The following is an 18,748-nucleotide window of genomic DNA, read 5'->3' as shown; positions in this document are numbered from 1 at the left end:
GTTCTTGCCCCCTCCCCTTCTACATCCCCAAAACGCAAAAATCCCCCGGCCTTACGACCGGGGGATTTTGTTCCTTGTGGAGCTTAGGGGAATCGAACCCCTGACCTCCTGCTTGCAAAGCAGGTGCTCTACCAATTGAGCTAAAGCCCCGTACACCGAGCAATTATACCTTGTTCGGCAGTGGGCCTAGGAGGACTTGAACCTCCGACCCCTTCGTTATCAGCGAAGTGCTCTAACCGCCTGAGCTATAGGCCCCGTGGAACGAGATATAACTTAACCCGTAACCATGACACTTCACAAATCGCCTGGTCAGAGGCCTAAATATTGAGTTAAAAAGCAGTCATTAAGTAGTCATTACGGCTACTCCATAACCAGATCACTGAAAACACCTCTGAACCAACGCGGCCCCGGGGCCACCGAACGGGGGTGACACCGGGGCCAGCGGGAGGCTAGGCAGCCTAGTCGTCGTCGGCAAGCGAAATCTTGAGACCTCCGACGAGACCGCCGCAAGCGTTGTAGATGACCGCGCCGAGGGCCATGAGCCCAATCGACAGCACCCACCACAGCGCTCCTACAGCGGCCGCCAGGCCAAGGACGAGACCCGCGCTGATGGAATCCTCCCCGCCGACCATTTCACTAATCGGAGCGAGCAATCCCATCCCGGAGAGCAAGAGGTAGAGCAGGCCAACCGCGGCAAGCCAGACGAGGAAGCCAATGAAACCAGTGGCCGCCGTAATGCGCATGGCGGACCAGGGGCTCACCTTGTCGACTACCAAGTTAGTTTCGGCCATACGCTTACTCCTTCTCCGCCTCCGAGTCACCGGACTCAGCGGCACCGGTGCTCTTGGTCGCGCCGGTGCGCTTCGGGACTACGTCCAAGGTTCCGGCCTCAGAGACCTTAGAAGCGGTCTCTTCGCCCTCATCCTCGACGTTGCGGTCGATAGCCAGCAGTTCCACGCCGTCAGCGAGGTTGACCAGGCGCACGCCCTTAGTGGCACGCGAGGTGGCGCGAATCTCGTTGACGTTGGTGCGGATGATGTCGCCGGCGGAGGTGACAGCGAAGATTTCGTCGTCGTTGTCGACCACCAGGGCACCCATCAGCGGTCCACGCTTCGGGTCGTACTTGAGCGTCAGCACGCCCATACCGCCGCGGTTCTGCGGGGTGTACTCGCTGAGCTTGGTCTTCTTGCCGAAGCCGCCGGTCGTGGCGACCAGCAGGTTGTGCTCTTCCTCGACCACGACCATGCTGAGCAGCTTGTCGTCGCCCTTGAAGCGCATGCCCTGGACACCGGCGGTGGCGCGGCCCATCGGGCGCAGCGCGTCGTCGGAAGCCGTAAAGCGGATGGCCTGGCCACGCTCAGAGACGAGCAGCAGGTCATCGTCAGCAGAGCACAGACGAGCACCGATGAGGGAGTCGCCTTCGCGCAGGTTGATGGCAATCAGGCCAGCGGAGCGAGCAGACTCGTAGTCCTCCAGGCGGGACTTCTTGACCTTGCCTTCGCTGGTGGCCAGCACCAGGTACGGGCTGTCCTGGTAGCTCTGAATCTGCAGCACCTCGGCGATGCGCTCTTCCGGCTGGAATTCCAGCAGGTTGGCGACATGCTGACCGCGGGCGGCGCGAGTGGCCTCCGGCAGTTCGTAGGCTTTGAGACGGTAGACGCGCCCCTTGTTGGTGAAGAACAGAATCCAGTCGTGCGTGGAGCAGACGAAGAAGTGGCGGACGATGTCGTCCTGCTTCAGGTCCGCGCCGCGTACGCCCTTGCCACCACGGCGCTGTGCCTTGTAGGCATCGACCTTGGTGCGCTTGGCGTAGCCCGTGGAGGTAATGGTCACGACCACGTTTTCGCGGGCGATGAGGTCCTCTTCGGTGACGTCGCCCTCAGCGGCCACGATCTGGGTACGACGGTCATCGCCGTACTTCTCCACGACCTCGCCCAGCTCTTCCTTAACGATGGCGCGCTGACGCTCCGGCTTGGCCAGGATGTCCTTCAGGTCGGCGATCTCGAGCTCGATCTCAGCCAACTCGTCAATAATCTTCTGGCGCTCCAGAGCAGCCAGGCGACGCAGCTGCATCGCCAAAATGGCGTCAGCCTGAATCTCGTCGATGTCGAGCAGACCCATCAAGCCCGTGCGCGCGGTATCGACCGTGGCAGACCGGCGAATCAGGGCGATGACCTCGTCCAACATATCCAGGGCCTTGACCAGACCACGCAGGATATGGGCACGCTTTTCCTTCTCGTCCAGGCGGAACTGGGTCCGTCGGACAATGACCTCAATCTGGTGGGCGACGTACAGCGTCACCATCTGGTCAATGCGCAGCGTACGCGGCACACCGTCGACGATGGCGAGCATGTTCGCACCGAAGCTGGTCTGCAGCTGGGAGTGCTTGTACAGGTTGTTCAGCACCACACGCGGCACGGCGTCGCGCTTGAGCTTGACGACGATGCGCATGCCCCACTTCAGATCGGATTCGTCATCAATGGAGGCAATGCCCTGTAGACGACCATCCTTGACCTGATCTGCGATGTTGGCAATCATGCGGTCCGGGTTGACCTGGTATGGCAGCTCAGTGATGACAATCGACTGACGAGTGCCCTCCTGCTCAATCGAGGTCACACCGCGCATGCGAATCGAGCCACGGCCGGTGGTGTAGGCCTCCTTGATGCCCTTGTCGCCGACAATCTGGGCGGCAGTTGGGAAATCCGGGCCCTTGATGCGTTCCATGACCGCATCCAGCGTGGTCTTTTCATCCGCATCCGGGTTGTCCAGGCACCAGTTGATGGCATCCGCGACCTCACGCAGGTTGTGCGGCGGGATGTTGGTGGCCATACCGACGGCAATACCGCCGGAGCCGTTCATCAACAGCTGCGGGACACGCGACGGCAGAATAACAGGCTCTGTCGTACGACCGTCATAGTTCGGTTGGAAATCGACGGTGTTTTCGCGAATGTCGCGCACCATTTCCATGGCCAACGGCGTCAGACGGGCCTCCGTGTAACGCATAGCTGCGGGGCCGTCGTCACCGCGGGAGCCGAAGTTACCCTGACCGTCGACAAGCGGATAGCGCATGGACCACGGCTGCGCCATGCGCACCATGGTGTCGTAAATAGCTCTGTCGCCGTGCGGGTGGTAGTTACCCATCGTGTCCGAAACCGGCTTTGCGGACTTCACATAACCGCGCTCCGGGCGGTAGCCGTTGTCGAACATGGCGTAGAGAATGCGGCGGTGCACCGGCTTGAGACCATCACGAATCTCCGGCAGCGCACGGCCCACAATCACGCTCATGGCGTAGTCGATATAGCTCGACTGCATCTCTTCATTGATGTCGATCGGGCGAACCTGGTGGCCCAATACTCCACTTCCGAAGGATGAGCCGTCGTTGTTGTTATCGTCGCTCAATGACTGCTTCCTTTACTTAAAAGAGGTTCGCATCCATTCTACAGGGCTTTAGAGCCCGCTTTACGACGCCGTGTGCAACTTTTCGATACCATTGTGGTATCAAATCTGGGTTTTAGGCCTAGTAGAGACGAATAAGACGGCACAAGCTAGGCAGCAAGGAGCAAATGCGATGGCGATGACCTTGAGACTCACGAAAGAACAGGACACCGCTCTGGCGCTGCTGGCGCACATGGAGGGCGTGTCTAAACACGAGGCCGCCATTCGCGCCATCGAATCCGCCGCAGCGAGAGCCCTTCAGCAAGGTCAGGCTCGGGAAATTACGGCAAGCGTAATTGATACTGACATGGCGCTGCTGCGAAAGTTGAGCTCCCCAAGGCCCCGCGGAGTACAAGAATGAGCGCGCCCCAGATTCAGCCTCTCAGCGAGGCCGCTATCCTGGCGGCTACCGATGAACTGGTGGCCACAGTGCCGGAATTGGCCGACGCTACACTTGCGAGGCCGTGGACAATCAGCGCTATTGTCGCCGCCAGCTCAGGAGTCATTGCTGGTCACCGTAGCTTTCCCGCGATTTCTGCGGCAGCGCAGGCGGTCGCTTACGCAACGTTTCACGTGAAACCACTAAGTTTTGGCAACACCGCACTGGGCGCACTACTTGCACACATACTCCTCACCACCAACGGCGAAGAGCTGTCATTCGCAGAGACGTGGGATCTGGTCAAAGGCGGCACTTAGCCGGGGACAGGGCCTAGTCACTCTTTCGGGTAAACGGGCTGGTCGGAATGCGATTGCCGGACTCCAGCCGGCCCGTGTAATACGCCGTGGCCTCACCTTCAGCCAGCTCAACCTCGTACCAACCATCACGGACATAATCAGCCGTCCGGTCCTGCCCGCCAACTAGAACACGTCCCGCCGCGTGCTCCAAAGTGACCTCCGGCAACTCTTTCGCCGTCTTGCTGAATACACGCAGGAAGCGGTCCGGGCCGCACACGGTAAGTTCGCGCTCCAGGAGTCCAATTCGCAGCTCTAACGTACCGAGCACCGTGTGATGCTCCACCTTATTGCCACTGTAAACAGCGAAAACAGCCTCACGGGAACCGTCATTGACCAGCACAAGATTGCCGCCTTTGAGGTAGGCGTGCAGCCGGTACGGTGTCGGCAGCGCGGTCGCCTGCTCGGACTCCTGCACAGGATAGTCACCGGCCGGCTCCGCCTCCCAGCGCTTCACAAACTCCGGCGCTGGTCCCGGCTGCTCTGGAAGCTGCATTCCCGTAGACGCCGAGAAGTCCAGTGTGGATACCAAATCACCACATACCCGACGACGCCAATCAGTGATATTTCCGCAGCTCACGCCGGTGACTTGCTCCAGGAAACGGATCACCGAAGTGTGATCGAAGACCTCTGAGGACACCAAACCACCCACCGACCACGGTGAAATGACAGTCATCGGGACACGGAACCCGAGCCCCTTCGGCTTGCCCAGGTACCACTCCCCCGGCTCATTCTTCGGCGGCAGCGGCGGCACCACATGGTCGAAGTAACCATCAAACTCGTCAAAGTTAATCAGGAAGACGGTCTTGGCCCACACCTCCGGGTTGGAGGCCAACGCATCCAACAGGCGGTAAGTGATATTCGCCGACTGAATCGGCGAGGACGCTCCCGGGTGCTCGCTTTCCGCGGCCGAAGGCACAATCCAGGACACCTTTGGCAGCTCCCCAGATTCAACATCCCGTCGGAAAGCGTCGGTTAGCGTGCCCGGCTGGCGGCGGTGCAGCGCGCGATCATAGAGATCCCGTTCCGCCTCAGGCAGCTTCTCCACAGCGGCATTCAGGCGGTCGACCATCTGCTGCTGCTCTGCAGTTGGCGGCGTGCCATCACCCAGTTCCAGCAGCTTCTCGTGGAAGCCCGTCATGTCGCGACCAGGCAGCCCGGCCTCACGAATGACCTTGCGGCCAATATTTCGAAACGCGGCGAAGAAATCCAGGTTGTTGTCCGTGTAGTTATCCCACTCCTGGTAGACGCGCCATGGCACCCCAGCCGCCGAGAGATCCTCGGCATACGTGCGCCACCTGTACCCCGGGTGCGTCGGCTCGTACGCCGCATTGCCAACCGCTCCAGTCCCCCACGGTTCCTTTCGGGTATCACCCGAAAACAGGTAGTTGCGGTTCGGGCTTGTCGACGTAGGCATTGAAGAAAAGTAGCCATCACAGATAGTGAATGTCTCTGCGAGTGCGAATTGGAACGCGATGTCCTGACGGTCATAGCAGGCCATCGTGCCTTTGCCCTTAGCCTCGATCCAGCCGTTACAGCGGCCGCCGTTTAGTGCAACCTGCCCGTCTTCCCAACCGTGCGGCAAACTTGCAATGTACTCCACCGAGAGATCACCGCGATTAGCGGCGTTGCGAATCAGGTATGGACTGACCCCACTCTGGTTGAAAACGCCCGGCAAAGCGGAATTGTCGTTGTACCCCCGCACACCTCGGAGAGTGCCGAAGTAGTGATCAAAAGAGCGGTTTTCCTGCATCAACACGACAACGTGCTCAACCTGGTCGAGGGAGCCAGCCGGTCGGGGCTGCGCGAGTGCATGGCGCAATGATGGCGGCAGCAGCGTGCTCGCAGCGGTGACAGCACCGACTCCTGCGGCGGTCTGCAGGAAGTGCCGACGGGAAAATTCAGATATATTTTTAGGTGAAGTTGCCATAGGCATCTACGTTAAGAAGCGCAGATTACCAGCTGGAAAATTGCGGTTTAAATTTCCTCAATAAACTGCTCTAGACGGTCAACCACAGCCTGTGGCTCACGCGCCCAGCGATTGTGGCCCAGCCGCTGCTCAATGAACTCGTACTTTGCCGAATTCGGCAGCATCCGTGCCAGCGCCTGTGCGGAAGCCTCCGGGCAGTCACGGTCACCACCACAGTTCAGCAGCAGCGCCGGGGTGGTCACCTTCGGCATCTCAGCGGCGTAGTCGATATCCGCACCGCGCGGTCGCAGAAGACCCGTGCGCGAGAACCGCGCCCACTCCACCACATGGTTACGAGCCTGGCGGCCATAGCCGGCCAAATCAAGCCTGCCCGCTGGCCAATAGCCCAGGATCTGGGACACCACCTGCATAAACGGTGCACCGTAGCGAAGCCGCTTGTACTCGTTGCCAGTAAAACAGTTGTAGTGCGGAGTACCGGAGCCGACCATCACTACGCCGGCCACGTCCGCTTCCGGTCGGGCCAGATACAGCGAGGCAATCTGACCGCCCATGGAATGACACAGCAAGTAGACGGGTAGCTTCTCCCCTGTGCTCTCCCCTGCCGCGAGGTGATCAAACTCCTTGCGAGCCCGCGCCACGGCCAGCGGGTAATCCACCGATGCGAGATCCTGGTAGCCCCAATTGTGACGGCGGGTGGCCACCGCAGTCTGGTTACCCTGGCCGCGCAACTCCGAGGTCAGGACGCAAAAACCTCGACGCTGTAACTCTTGGGCAATCGGCCGGTAGTAGCGAGCACCCATGCCAAAGCCCGGCCAAATAACGACAATGCCCCGAGGCGAACCTTCGGGAAACCGAAGCGCCATCGGGGTCACGGAGCCATCTGGCAAAGTCTCCTGCACAATACGTGGCTCGACTGGCGGTTCCCCGTTGACCATGCTTCCCCGAGTATCTTCCATTTCATAAACATTAATGGCTGAACTGAGGTTTTGTCAGGGGAACCGACAAGGCGAAAACTAAAACCAGGTACCGGCTTAAACGTCGAGGAAGCGAACGTCCTTCGCATTACGGGTGATGAACGAACGTCGTGAAGCGACGTCATCGCCCATCAGAATGGTGAACAGTTCATCGGCCTTCTGCGCGTCCTCGAGGGCGACCTTACGCAGCACGCGGTGATCCGGATCCATGGTGGTATCCCACAGCTCAGCGGCGTTCATCTCACCGAGACCCTTGTAACGCTGAACACCATCGTCCTTGTTGATCTTGCGGTTGGCAGCCAGCCCCTCTTCCAGCAGCTGATCGCGCTCAGCATCGGAGTAGGCGTAGCCCGGCTCACCCTTGGCCCACTTGAGCTTGTACAGCGGCGGCTGGGCGAGGTAGACGTGCCCTTCATCAATCAGCGGACGCATCAGACGGAACAGCAGCGTCAGTAGCAGCGTGGCAATGTGCTGACCATCGACGTCGGCGTCGGCCATCAGCACAATCTTGTGGTAGCGCAGCTTCTCGATGTCGAATTCGTCGTGAATACCGGTGCCCAGCGCCGTAATAATGGCCTGGACCTCGTTATTCTTCAGAGTCTTATCCAGGCGCGCCTTCTCGACGTTCAAGATCTTACCGCGCAGCGGCAAAATGGCCTGGAACAGCGAGTTTCGGCCTGCCTTTGCAGAACCACCTGCGGAGTCACCCTCCACGATGAACAGCTCGGACTGCTTCGGATCCTTCGAACGGCAGTCCGCCAACTTACCCGGAAGACCGCCAAGATCGGTCGCGGACTTACGACGTACCAGGTCACGGGCCTTACGAGCCGCCTGACGGGCATGCGCCGAAGCAATGGCCTTGTTAACAATGGCCTTGGCCTCAGCCGGATTGGCCTCCAGCCAGTGACCGATGTGTTCATTAGTCATGCGCTGGACGAAGGAACGCACCTCGGTGTTACCGAGCTTCGTCTTCGTCTGGCCCTCGAACTGCGGATCGGCGACCTTCACCGAAATCACGGCAGCGAGACCTTCACGGCAGTCCTCGCCGGAGAGGTTGTTTTCCTTCTCTTTCAACAGGCGGTGCTCACGCGCATAGCGGTTCATCAGCGATGTCAACGCAGAACGGAAGCCCTCTTCGTGCGTGCCACCCTCAATGGTGTTAATGGTGTTGGCGAAGGTGTGCACCGACTCGGAGTAACCCGAGTTCCACTGCATTGCAATCTCGACCTCGTGGCCGTCACCTGCAGCATCGAAGGAAATGATGGTCGGGTGGATGATGTTCTTCGACTTGTTCAGAGTCTCGACATAGTCCCGCAGACCATTCGGGTAGTGGAAGACCTTGCGGCGCTCCTTCGGCTTGGTGGTCTTCTCTGCCTTCTCCTTCTGCTCCTCAACCGCATCCTTGGCGATTTCAGCGGATTCGGTCTCCGCCTGCTCCGCCAGAGCCTCGGCCTCGAGCTCCTCCTCGGAGACACGCTTGTCCACCAACGTGATGGTCAGGCCCTTGTTCAAAAACGCCATCTCGCGCAGGCGGCGAGAAATGGTGTCGAACTTGAAATCGGTGGTCTCAAAAATCTCCGGGTCCGGCCAGAAACGCTGCGTGGTACCCGAACCGCGAGTCTTCTTACCTCGGATAATTTCTTCCGGAACAGCCTGGTCGAAGTTCTGGTACCAGGTGTAGCCATCGCGGATGACCTCGGTTTCCATGCGCGTCGACAGCGCGTTAACCACCGAAATACCCACACCGTGCAGACCACCGGAAACAGCGTAGGACTCGGAGTCAAACTTGCCGCCGGCGTGCAGCTGAGTCATAACCACCTGCACCGTCGGCATACCCGACGGGTGCATTTCGACAGGAATACCACGGCCGTTATCGCGGACCTGAACGCCGCCGTCTTCCAGCAGAGTGACCTCAACATCGGTGGCGTAACCCGCCATCGCCTCGTCGACGGAGTTGTCTACAACCTCCCACACCAGGTGGTGCAAACCACGCTCACCAGTCGAGCCAATGTACATACCCGGCCGCTTACGCACGGCCTCGAGGCCCTCGAGGATGGTAATCGATGAGGCGTCATATTGATGTTCGGTAGCAGCCACGGTTCGGCGCGTCTCCTATTCTTGGTTCTCTCCCCGCGCAACATTCGTCAGCGCGCGAAAAATAGGCCGGCGGTCAAGTGCTATCAGCGCCAGCCAGAACCACCTAGGACTACTAGATAGGTCTGGCTAGTTTGGAAGTCGATAACGTCTCAAGAACCGCCTGCCGGTTTTCTCCTGCCCATCTTACCCCAACGTAGTCCCCTACTGTGGATATAGCCGATGCGCTCAAAGGACCAAATTTCGCAGTTTTACGCATACCGACGGCTAATCGTAGACCGTTTACCGACCTTTACCCGTAAGTATCACGCGGTCCTCGGCCCTCGATGTGCAATTTGCCCTTGCGCCAATTCGGCGCTTTTGGCCCAAGCACCTTAATTTCCTCAACCACTCCATCCCCGACGCGTTCCGCAATCGACTTCAAAACCTGTCGCTGTGCTAGCCGCAGCTGTGTTGCCCATGCTGTCGATTGGCACTCGACCACCAAAGTGCCGTCCTTGAACTCCTTGACCTGGGAGTGTTCCGCGACAACCTTGCCGACCATCGAATCCCACTCCGTCATGATCACACCGTGGGCAATATGGATCTGCCAGCCGCGATCAACTACTGCCTTATTCAGCACCGCACCAATCGGCGCAGGTCGACGGTCATATTTCCGGTACAGCCGAATCCCCGCCTCCTTCAATAGGCTCGGCGAAATCACCGTACCGGCACGATCTCGTACCACTGCTTGCGCTGCCCGCTGCTTATCGACGTCCGCAACAATCCCCTCCGCGGCCTTCACAGGCACACGGCTATCGAGGCCAGACCACGAGCCCTTCTTCTTCGGTGGCCGCTGGAGATTCGGTAACTTGTGACCGCCCTCCTTAGCGGCATCGCGCATGCGGAAGAAAGCGTCGCTAATCAGGTCCTTTTCTTCTTCCGGTGAGTTATCCGGCTCCATGTTCTCGACCATACCCGTCACTCTTCCGCGACTGGGTTTTCATCCAGCAGTGAGATTCGCCCCTGCTCAGTCTGCGCCACCGTCACCGTGTGATGAGTGACAGAAGAATCCTCGACCAGTGCCTGAGGCAACTCCTCCCCCACCGCCGAGGTGATCAACACCTGCTCAGCCTGCTGCGCGATTTCCATGAGAGCTTCCCGACGATGCCGGTCGAGCTCCGCAAACACGTCGTCAAGCACCAAGATCGGGTCGGGTCCATCGGCCCGGAGCAAAAAGTACGCGCCGAGACGCAGCGCGAGTGCAAAAGACCAGGTCTCGCCGTGGCTAGCGAAGCCCTTGGCGGGGTCATTGCCGAGAATGAGGTTGAGATCATCGCGATGCGGACCAACGAGACAGGAACCGCGCTCAATCTCCGCGGTGCGGCGCTCCGCCATCTTCGTCAGCAGCAGTGCCTCGAGCAGCTCCGGTTCGCTGGGCAATGGCCCGCCATCCAGACTGTCGACCTTCGGCGCATAGGCAATCGTGGCTGGGCGCGAGTGCGGGGCAAGCGTGGCATAGGCCTCGCTGACGTGTTCCGACAGTTCGGCAATCAAATCCATGCGTGCAGCCATTAGTGCCGCTCCCACCTGCGCCAATTGCGCATCCCAGGTGTCCAGCGTGCTCAGTGCGGCCTGCCCCTCCGAGGAAGAATAGCCACGGCGCAGCGTCGAGCCCGCCGACTTCAGCAGCGCATTTTTCTGACGCAAGATCTTGTCATATTGAATGCGGATACCTGCGGACAGTGGCCGTCGTAAAGCGAGCAAATCATCGATGTAGCGGCGACGGGACGCGGGCTCGCCCTTGACCAACGTGAGATCCTCGGGCGAGAAAAAGACCGACTTGACGATCCCCAGCAGCTCCCGCGGAGACTTCAGCCGCGTGCGATTAATCTGCGCCTGATTCGCGCGATGCGGATTGATGAGCAGATGCGCCGTCAGCTCTCGGCCATCATTGACCGCCGTCGCCGAAATGCGTGCCGACGGGGTCCCCGAACGAACCAGCGGAGCATCCGTAGACACTCGATGCGAACCGAGCGTGGAGAGATACCCAACGGCCTCGACGATATTGGTCTTGCCGTAGCCATTTTGCCCGGTAAATACGGTAATTCCAGGCGTGAACTCGACTTCCAACTCCGGCCAGGAGCGGAAGTCCCGCAAGGACAAATACCGAATGTGCATAGCCGCAGACTAGCCCGGCAGGCGCACAGGCATCAGCAGGTAAGTGAAGTCGGTCTCCGGCGTTGGGTAGAAGCCGTCCTCACCGAGCTCCGGGATAGCTTCCGGCTCTGGAATGAGAATCGCGGGACGCGACGGCTGCGTAAAGCCCAGCAGAACGCGGTGGGAGCGAACAGCGCTGAGCCCCTCGAGCAGGTACTGCGGGTTGAAGGCGATCAGAAGTGGTTCCCCATAGAAGTTGCAGGCCACAGTCTCTTCTGCGTGACCGACCTCGTCGCCATGAGCGGAAAGGACAACCTGGCCGTCGGAGAAGTCCATGCGAATCTGCGCACCGTGATCCGCCATCAGAGACACACGACGGATGGCATCCTGCAGCTGGTCAACACGAGCAACAGCCATGGAGGAATGCTGCTTCGGCAGCAGCGGACGGAACTTCGGGAACTCGGCGTCCAGCAGTCGCGTGGTAGTGCGACGAGGATCGGCGAGGATAGCCAGCAGACCTTCGGAGCCGACCTCACGATCATCAGATCCGTCGCCGAATGCCAAGGTCACTGGCTCGCTGGAAGTGGTATCGAGAGTGCGGGCAGTCTCCGCGAAGGTCTTTGCCGGGATGAGCAGCTTGGTCTCCCCCTCCGGGATCTGCTCCCACTCGAAACTGCGAACCGCCAGGCGGAAACGGTCGGTGGCAGCGAGAGTGACCTCGTTACCTTCGGTTTCCATCCGGATGCCGGTCAGCATCGGCAGCGACTCATCCTTGCCGGCAGCGATAGCGACCTGACCAATAGCCTCAGCCAACAGAGCGGCATCGACAGTGCCGGTAGCAGCCGGAGCTTCTGGTAGCTGAGGGTAATCCTCCAAGGTCAGGCTTGGTAGCTCGAAGCGGGAAGAACCACAGCGAACGATGACCTTCGTGCCATCAAAGTGCATCTCTACCTGCTTATTCGGCAGCTTAGAGACAATGTCAGAAACCAACTTGCCATTGACGGCGAAGCGACCGGGCTCATCGACCTCTGCGCTAATACGAATCTGAGTCGAGACCTCGTAGTCATAGCCAGCGAGCTGCAGACCATTGTCATCCGCGAGAAAAATCATGCCACGCAGAATCGGCTGAGTCGGGCGTGCAGGCAGGTTACGAGCAACCCAGCTCACCGCACCCGCGAGATCGTCCTTAGCCGCGCGAATACGGACTTCGGTCTGCTCCATCGTTCCTCCACCGGTATTGGATGTCTGTTATTAGCCGTCTTTTGTGTTGTCAGCACGCTATGTCAGCGCACATGACTGGAGTTACAAAGATTCCATCGTACAACTCTACTGCAGACTGCCAAAGACCTCACTGGCATTCTTGTAGTCCGTCTAGTGCTTAATCCTAGTTCTTGCTCGTTCTTGGCATTTATGAAGTTGTGCGCGAGAGGTTGCTTGCCAGAGGTTGTGCGCTGGCCCCCTTTTATCTAGAAGTTTCTAGAGATTTTTAAAGTCGGGAGTAGTAATAGGGGGTGTGCACATTGTGAAATTACATGATTCCCGCTGGTCTTCACTGATTTCGCGCTGTGGATAACCAGTGCGTCTAACTGTGGATAACTTGGGGTGTCTGTGGATAGTGTTCGGGCTTCATCTTTCATCCACAAAATTTACGAGTTGTCCACAGCTCTGTGCACGGAAAAACCGCAGTTAATAACAAGAATTCCGCACGCCGAGCCCAAGGTTTTTAAGCCGTGCCGCGAGCTCGGTCTCGAATGCGTGTAGTCAGGTCGTTGACCTGGTCCTTTGAGGGCTTCTTCTCCTGAATTTCCTTAACAATCTTGCGTTCAGCGTGCAAAACCGTCGAATGGTCACGATTTCCGAACTCCCGGCCAATCGACGGCAACGAAAGCTCAGTGAAGGACCTTGTCAAGTACATCGCGATCTGGCGAGCATGAGCGACCGGGCGAGTCTTACCCGGGCCCACCAAATCCGCAACCGTTAGGTCGAAGTACTCAGCGGTGGTGGAGATGATGATCTCCGGGGTAATCTGCACCTCGATTTCGTCGGCACCGAGGATCTCCTGCGCAAACTTCAAGGTCACAGGCTCATGAATCATGGATGCGTGAGCGCTAATCTGCAGTAGACGCCCCTCGAGCTCACGAATAGAAGACGAGGTGTTCTCCGCGATGTACTGGAGTACATCATGCGGAACGACCAAATCAGACAGCTGTGCCTTCTTCGACAGAATTGCGATTCGCGTCTCCAAGTCCGGGTATTGCAGATCCGGATTGAGCCCCCACTGGAAGCGGGTACGAAGGCGATCCTCCAGGGTCTTAAGCTCGCGTGGTGGGCGGTCCGACGACAGCACAATTTGGTGATTGGACTGGTGCAGGGCATTGAACGTATGGAAGAACTCTTCCTGTGTACCTTCCTTGCCCTCCAAGAACTGGATGTCATCGATGATGAGCATGTCCAAATCGCGGTAGCGACGCTTGAAGGATTCCTGGGCGTCGTCACGCACGGAATTAATGAAGTCGTTGGTGAACTCTTCCGAAGAAACGTAACGAACCCGCAGGTTAGGGTACAAATGCTTGGCGTAGTGACCAATGCCGTGGAGCAGGTGCGTCTTGCCAAGACCCGAACCGCCGGAGATAAACAGCGGGTTGTAGGTGCGCCCCGGAGACTCTGCAACAGCGACGGCGGCTGCGGCGGCGAACTTATTCTGCGGACCAATAACAAAGGTTTCGAAGGTGTAGTTCGGGTTGAGGGTGGGCTCCTCGAAAGGCATGCTCATCTCGGTTGGAGTGCCGTGGCTCTCGGAGCGGAAAGGACTTGTGACCTGGCGCTGATCAGCAATAGTCATCGGATTCTCGGCAGATGAGTGCGAAAGCCCCTGCGCCATTGAATCCACTGCGTCCATCGATCGGTGCTGTGACTGGGCACTCTGCTGATTATGGACATTCTGCTGGTGTGTCTGCGGCACCTGTGGCGTCTGCGTCGATCCCTGGTGCTGCTCGTGGCGATTGAAGTCATTCGCATCTGCACTGGGGAACGGGTAGTTGCGGCCAGATTGCTGTTGGTGCTGCTGGTTTGGCTGTTGACGCTGAGCCTGCTGCGGACGCGAAGCTGCAGATGGCATCTGCCCCGAGTGCTGTGCAGATGGTTGAGTGGTCTCTGCTGCCTGGCTATCTTCAGCGTCGTCAGCAGGATCGGCAACGGTGATGACCGTTTCCAACTCCTCGCCGGTCAGCGAGGCTAAGACGGCCTCGATAATGCCCTTGAGCTCTTCTTTTACCAGTGCCTGCACCACTGGCGATTGAGTGCTGAGCAGGAAAAAACCTGGAAAGTCACCAGTGTGCGTCACTGACCGCAGCAGTGCCTTGTGTGGCGGGCGTAGTGGTGCAATGCCCAACTCCGGCGCACCTTCTGGTGAAGTCAGGATAGAAACGACCTGCTCCCAGAGTCCACCTGGCAATTCTGGTTGTTCGCTCACTGTGTGAATGTCCTTTTACATGTTTACGTTCATCAAATTTATCGAGGCGACCTGTTTTTGTGGAGTGTTTTTGGCATGGCGAGAGCGCCATATCTGCCCATTTGGGGGCTATTTCTTGTAATTCGCCCTGTGGGGTGTTTCTACACAAGGTGCTATACGCCCCGAGCAGGACTTCCACATGTTTGTCCACACCTGTGGATAAACCTTGTCGCTAATTGACTAACAGTTTATCCACAGTTTGCCCACAATGAAAAGTAGCCCCCTAGTCTGCGTTTACCTAGGTAAACACGTTATTTCCCCTGCTCGCTGTGATTCATGGTGTGGAAGTTATCCACAGCTGATGGGATAAACGCCCTGTGGATTGCAGTGCATAGGTTAGTATTTCCACAGGTCAACATCGGTACCGTCGGAAAACTTGGAAAATGATTCTCCAGGTAAATCCGGCGTGTTGATTTGAATTTCTCGCTCGATTCGACGTAACCTATCTGGGTGTTTCATATCCATTGAGATATGAGTCCGAGCTTGTGCTTGGACCCGACAGAACGCATGTAGCTTTCAATCTGTCGGTAAGTAATTTTTCCGTGCATCACGGGAATGCGTCAGACGCATCGCTGCCTCGCACTCGAAGCGAGGAGTTTACTGCGGTGTGTTCAGCGTGGACTCGTGGTCGTTTGAGTTTCAAGGAGTGTCAACCGTGTCGAAGCGGACGTTCCAGCCGAATAACCGCCGTCGTGCACGCGTGCACGGCTTCCGTACCCGTATGCGTACCCGTTCCGGTCGCGCCGTTGTGGCAGCACGCCGCAGCAAGGGCCGTGCCCGCCTGTCCGCTTAAGCAAGAGGACACCGATTTCGGTGCTCCCTCAGAGCAATAAGCTGCGTTCTTCGCGTGACTTCACGGTCACCGTACGACGTGGACGCCGAATCGGACGCAAGACCTTGGTCTTGCATATTCGTGACACCGCCGCTTCTGGCGGTGAAGATAAGACCGATACGCAGATTGCCAGGTTTGGTGGTCCGCGTGTCGGTCTTGTCGTATCTAAAGCTGTGGGCAACGCCGTGACTCGTCACGCTGTATCCCGCAGGCTCCGCCATGTTATGGCCGCGGCCGCGCAGAATCTTCCGTCCACCATGGACATTGTCGTTCGCGCGCTGCCTGCATCTGCCACAGCCACCAGCCAGGAGCTGTCCCACGATGTGCAATCGGCACTCGCCACATACGAACGTCGGCGCTAATTCGCTTGACGACGGCCCCCTCGCTCAGACCCCCGGCGCACGTGTGGCTGAGAGGGCGATTCTCTTCTACCGCCGTCGTATCTCTAATCTGAAGCCCACGAGCACATGTCGTTTTGAACCGACGTGCTCCGCATATGGTCTTGAGGCTGTGCGCCGTTTCGGAGCTATTCGTGGCCTGTGGCTGACTTTCTTGCGCATCTTCCGTTGCGCACCCTGGCATCCGGGTGGCTGGGATCCAGTTCCTGCCACATTCCCCGGCCTGGGTTCGTGGTTGAGGCGAATGCACAGGTAACCTCTAGTAATGCTTAGCCTTTGACGGGGCTTTGTAGACGAAGGCGCGAGTGCGCTGTCCCCTAAAGAACGGAGTGATCTTAGACCGTGCTCAATTTCGTGTATGTGCCGATTTCGGCCATCCTGTGGTTCTGGCATAAGGCCTCAGGTTTCCTATTCGATCCCTCCTCGGGTATCTCCTGGGTGCTGGCCATTATTTTGCTTGTGGTCACCATCCGTATCCTCCTGTTTAAGCCGATGCTGAACCAGCAGCGTTCTGCCATCAAGATGCAGCAGCTCGCTCCTGAGATGCAGGCCATCAAGGAGAAGTACAAGAACGATCAGCAGGCTCAGGCTCTTGCTATGCGCCAGCTACAGAAGGAAATGGGTGTCAACCCGCTCGGCGGCTGTCTGCCGATTCTGGTTCAGATGCCTGTGTTCATTGGCCTTTTCCACGTGCTGCGTTCGTTCAACCGAACGGGTACGACGGGCAATGCGCTCGGCATGTCGGTGGAGCAGAACTGGAATACGCCTAACTACGTCTTCGGTGTAGATGAGGTGCGGTCCTTCCTGCTGGCTCGTGTGCTCAATGCTCCACTGTCCAGTTCGGTTGGTATGGGTGAGGATCAATACGCAGCCTTTACTGTGCCTGGTACGCCTGCGGACTTCACCCGCATGGACATCATGATCGTTGCCATTCCGCTGATTGTTATCGCGGCACTTGCAACGCACTTCAACGCTCGCATGTCTGTTGACCGCACGCGTGCCCGCCAGGAAGCCGGTCTGGTGAAGCGCCAGGAAGGCGTTATGGGTCAGCAGATGGACATGATGAACAAGATGATGCTTTGGTTCTTCCCAATCATGATTCTTGTTACCGGTGCTTTCTGGCACATCGGCCTTCTTGTCTACATGGTGACTAACAACGTCTGGACCTACTTCCAGCAGCGCTACATCTTCGGCAAGCTGGATGAGGAAGAGAAGGAAGCTGTCGCAGCTAAGAAGGCTGCCAAGCGCGAGGCACAGGAGAAGCTCGCTCCGAAGGTTGGCCAGAAGCCAATCAATCCGAAGAAGGGTGGCAAGCGTCAGGCAGCGCAGAATGCGCAGCAGGCGCAGTCCGGTCAGGCCTCTGCAGCGAACAAGGCTTCTAGCCATCTTCCGGATGGTAATTCGGGGAAGGGACAGCAGGGCCCAGTCTCGAAGCCAGCGCCAGGACAGAAACCCGCAAATCGGAAGAACCGGAAGCGGAAAAAGAAATAGCTGAAGTGGAATCGCCCTTCGTCTACATAAGTTAATTAATCGAAACGCCCCGCAGTTGATGCGGGGCGTTTTTGCTTGCCTTGGTACTCTATCGCGCAGACAACGTCGCTGTTATTACAGGCATGTAATTTTCTGTGGGGCCTGGAGTTTGGCATCCAACTCCGGTCAATGTTTCACGTGAAACATGGCTGTTGCACTGTCGTACACTAGGGGTAATGAAAAGCTCGACGGGTGACGGCACAGCTGCCCCATTGGAAAGGTTAGTGGAACTGTTGAGTAACTCCGCGAAAGACGTCGATAATCAAGAAGCCTCCGCAGGTTTGGTCGATCCGGATCTGCGTTCGGTGATAGATACCGTGTTTGGAGGGAATGCCGATCGAGCATACCGCTACCATTCATGGTTGGCTGAGGAGGCTACAGTCCGAGGTTTGATTGGGCCACGTGAAACTCCAAAGCTGTGGGATCGGCACATTATCAATTCTGCGGTAGTTGGAGAAGCGATAGGCAAAGGGCTTCTAGTTGCGGACATTGGTTCGGGGGCAGGCTTGCCCGGGATTCCGCTTGCTCTTGCACGACCAGATTTGAAGGTGGTTCTTGTGGAACCATTGCTGCGCCGTACGACTTTCTTGAACGAGGTTGTGGAAGATCTCGAGCTGGACAATGTGACCGTGGTTCGCGGCCGCGCTGAGGAGAAAGTGGTTCGCGCTGAGGTTGGCCAAGTAGATGTCGTCACTTCTCGCGCTGTTGCCCCTCTTGGGAAATTGGCGGGCTGGTCGCTTCCTTTAGTTAAATCCGGAGGCGCGATGGTTGCACTGAAGGGTGGAACTGCGCAAGAGGAGATTGATCGGGACGCAAAGCTTATTGCCAAGGCGAAGGGAACTAATCCCCGCGTTGTAGAGGTTGGCGGTTCCGTGTTGGGAACTTCGACGTACGCCGTGATTATTCAGAAGAAGTAGGTTGTAAGTCCCCCTCCCCTACTCCACTGCCGGTTCGCTTGTGTTTTGGTTTCGACATTGAGGCGCGTAGTGCCGTCGGGCTAGAGTGGGATAAGTATCGCGGTATGGCAAAGTCCTACCGGCCAAGGTGGATGTTTCACGTGAAACATTTCCACAATCGTCGGCGTCTAACGCTTGTTGGGGCTTGATGATTACGCTTTTGCAGATAGTTACTAAGTTTTTATTCGCACTCCAGTGGCCATGATTGGTGATTGCT

16 protein-coding genes and 2 tRNA genes are annotated in these 18,748 nt (G+C 57.9%); 7 read left to right on the top strand and 11 right to left on the bottom strand.

Annotated features, from left to right (window positions below):
* Window positions 1–77: 77 nt before the first annotated feature.
* From CRD18_RS07715 to gyrA, 4 genes are all read right to left on the bottom strand, one after another.
* A tRNA-Ala gene (locus tag CRD18_RS07715) sits at window positions 78–150 on the bottom strand.
* Between the two features lie 31 nt (window positions 151–181).
* Window positions 182–255: transfer RNA gene (locus CRD18_RS07710), tRNA-Ile, on the bottom strand.
* Window positions 256–458: 203 nt separating this feature from the next.
* Window positions 459–791, bottom strand: coding sequence for a DUF3566 domain-containing protein (locus CRD18_RS07705; RefSeq protein WP_049189406.1), 333 nt, complete (start codon window positions 789–791; stop codon window positions 459–461).
* A 4-nt stretch (window positions 792–795) separates the two neighbouring features.
* Window positions 796–3,312: a DNA gyrase subunit A gene (gene gyrA, locus CRD18_RS07700; RefSeq protein ID WP_241486320.1), complete on the bottom strand. Its 2,517-nt coding sequence runs from the start codon at window positions 3,310–3,312 to the stop codon at window positions 796–798.
* A 256-nt stretch (window positions 3,313–3,568) separates the two neighbouring features.
* On the opposite strand from gyrA, the gene CRD18_RS07695 reads away from it, so the two are divergent.
* The gene (locus CRD18_RS07695) at window positions 3,569–3,796 is read left to right on the top strand and encodes a hypothetical protein (RefSeq protein ID WP_049189408.1); all 228 of its coding nucleotides are present in this window, start codon (window positions 3,569–3,571) and stop codon (window positions 3,794–3,796) included.
* Window positions 3,793–4,131: a hypothetical protein gene (locus CRD18_RS07690; protein ID WP_049170123.1), complete on the top strand. Its 339-nt coding sequence runs from the start codon at window positions 3,793–3,795 to the stop codon at window positions 4,129–4,131. The genes CRD18_RS07695 and CRD18_RS07690 overlap by 4 nt, the downstream gene beginning before the upstream one ends.
* A 13-nt stretch (window positions 4,132–4,144) precedes the next feature.
* Here the strand turns inward: CRD18_RS07690 and CRD18_RS07685 are convergent, their stop codons facing one another.
* The 7 genes from CRD18_RS07685 to dnaA form a co-directional block, all read right to left on the bottom strand.
* Window positions 4,145–6,097, bottom strand: a complete 1,953-nt coding sequence (locus CRD18_RS07685; protein WP_049189409.1) for an alkaline phosphatase family protein — start codon at window positions 6,095–6,097, stop codon at window positions 4,145–4,147.
* Window positions 6,098–6,144: 47 nt separating this feature from the next.
* Window positions 6,145–7,032 (bottom strand): alpha/beta fold hydrolase, encoded by an 888-nt coding sequence (locus tag CRD18_RS07680; RefSeq protein ID WP_049189410.1) that lies wholly within the window; start codon window positions 7,030–7,032, stop codon window positions 6,145–6,147.
* 96 nt (window positions 7,033–7,128) lie between these two features.
* The gene (gene gyrB, locus CRD18_RS07675) at window positions 7,129–9,168 is read right to left on the bottom strand and encodes a DNA topoisomerase (ATP-hydrolyzing) subunit B (protein WP_016421743.1); all 2,040 of its coding nucleotides are present in this window, start codon (window positions 9,166–9,168) and stop codon (window positions 7,129–7,131) included.
* Window positions 9,169–9,457: 289 nt separating this feature from the next.
* Window positions 9,458–10,120 (bottom strand): DUF721 domain-containing protein, encoded by a 663-nt coding sequence (locus CRD18_RS07670; RefSeq protein WP_049170117.1) that lies wholly within the window; start codon window positions 10,118–10,120, stop codon window positions 9,458–9,460.
* Window positions 10,121–10,125: 5 nt separating this feature from the next.
* Window positions 10,126–11,325, bottom strand: coding sequence for a DNA replication/repair protein RecF (recF, locus tag CRD18_RS07665; RefSeq protein WP_048731375.1), 1,200 nt, complete (start codon window positions 11,323–11,325; stop codon window positions 10,126–10,128).
* Between the two features lie 9 nt (window positions 11,326–11,334).
* Window positions 11,335–12,525 carry a DNA polymerase III subunit beta gene (dnaN, locus tag CRD18_RS07660; RefSeq protein ID WP_048731377.1) on the bottom strand — a complete coding sequence of 397 codons (1,191 nt, stop codon included), beginning with the start codon at window positions 12,523–12,525 and terminating at the stop codon, window positions 11,335–11,337.
* 502 nt (window positions 12,526–13,027) lie between these two features.
* Complete coding sequence (dnaA, locus tag CRD18_RS07655) at window positions 13,028–14,776, bottom strand: chromosomal replication initiator protein DnaA (protein WP_049170112.1); 1,749 nt, start codon at window positions 14,774–14,776, stop codon at window positions 13,028–13,030.
* Window positions 14,777–15,470: 694 nt separating this feature from the next.
* On the opposite strand from dnaA, the gene rpmH reads away from it, so the two are divergent.
* From rpmH to rsmG, 5 genes are all read left to right on the top strand, one after another.
* Window positions 15,471–15,608 carry a 50S ribosomal protein L34 gene (gene rpmH, locus CRD18_RS07650; RefSeq protein WP_005511646.1) on the top strand — a complete coding sequence of 46 codons (138 nt, stop codon included), beginning with the start codon at window positions 15,471–15,473 and terminating at the stop codon, window positions 15,606–15,608.
* Between the two features lie 20 nt (window positions 15,609–15,628).
* Complete coding sequence (gene rnpA / locus CRD18_RS07645; protein WP_049170110.1) at window positions 15,629–16,009, top strand: ribonuclease P protein component; 381 nt, start codon at window positions 15,629–15,631, stop codon at window positions 16,007–16,009.
* Window positions 15,969–16,301 carry a membrane protein insertion efficiency factor YidD gene (yidD, locus tag CRD18_RS07640; protein WP_080969543.1) on the top strand — a complete coding sequence of 111 codons (333 nt, stop codon included), beginning with the start codon at window positions 15,969–15,971 and terminating at the stop codon, window positions 16,299–16,301. Before rnpA ends, yidD begins: the two co-directional genes overlap by 41 nt.
* A gap of 86 nt (window positions 16,302–16,387) precedes the next feature.
* On the top strand, window positions 16,388–17,536 hold the full coding sequence (gene yidC / locus CRD18_RS07635) for a membrane protein insertase YidC (RefSeq protein ID WP_048731382.1): 1,149 nt from the start codon (window positions 16,388–16,390) through the stop codon (window positions 17,534–17,536).
* Window positions 17,537–17,856: 320 nt separating this feature from the next.
* Window positions 17,857–18,492: a 16S rRNA (guanine(527)-N(7))-methyltransferase RsmG gene (rsmG, locus tag CRD18_RS07630; RefSeq protein WP_224783766.1), complete on the top strand. Its 636-nt coding sequence runs from the start codon at window positions 17,857–17,859 to the stop codon at window positions 18,490–18,492.
* The last annotated feature ends 256 nt before the right edge of the window (window positions 18,493–18,748 follow it).

Origin of the sequence: Corynebacterium sp. LK31 (assembly GCF_014335015.1) — a bacterium.
In the GTDB taxonomy this organism is placed as follows: Bacteria; Actinomycetota; Actinomycetes; order Mycobacteriales; family Mycobacteriaceae; genus Corynebacterium; species Corynebacterium jeikeium_D.
This window is presented reverse-complemented; position numbering and strand designations above follow the sequence as displayed.

What these genes read in the sequence shown, in the direction of transcription:
- CRD18_RS07705 (WP_049189406.1), bottom strand. Translation starts at nt 791, where the DNA reads ATGGCCGAAACTAACTTGGTAGTCGACAAGGTGAGCCCCTGGTCCGCC.
- gyrA (WP_241486320.1), bottom strand. Translation starts at nt 3,312, where the DNA reads ATGCAGTCGAGCTATATCGACTACGCCATGAGCGTGATTGTGGGCCGT.
- CRD18_RS07695 (WP_049189408.1), top strand. Translation starts at nt 3,569, where the DNA reads ATGGCGATGACCTTGAGACTCACGAAAGAACAGGACACCGCTCTGGCG.
- CRD18_RS07690 (WP_049170123.1), top strand. Translation starts at nt 3,793, where the DNA reads ATGAGCGCGCCCCAGATTCAGCCTCTCAGCGAGGCCGCTATCCTGGCG.
- CRD18_RS07685 (WP_049189409.1), bottom strand. Translation starts at nt 6,097, where the DNA reads ATGGCAACTTCACCTAAAAATATATCTGAATTTTCCCGTCGGCACTTC.
- CRD18_RS07680 (WP_049189410.1), bottom strand. Translation starts at nt 7,032, where the DNA reads ATGGTCAACGGGGAACCGCCAGTCGAGCCACGTATTGTGCAGGAGACT.
- CRD18_RS07670 (WP_049170117.1), bottom strand. Translation starts at nt 10,120, where the DNA reads ATGGTCGAGAACATGGAGCCGGATAACTCACCGGAAGAAGAAAAGGAC.
- recF (WP_048731375.1), bottom strand. Translation starts at nt 11,325, where the DNA reads ATGCACATTCGGTATTTGTCCTTGCGGGACTTCCGCTCCTGGCCGGAG.
- dnaN (WP_048731377.1), bottom strand. Translation starts at nt 12,525, where the DNA reads ATGGAGCAGACCGAAGTCCGTATTCGCGCGGCTAAGGACGATCTCGCG.
- yidD (WP_080969543.1), top strand. Translation starts at nt 15,969, where the DNA reads ATGTGCAATCGGCACTCGCCACATACGAACGTCGGCGCTAATTCGCTT.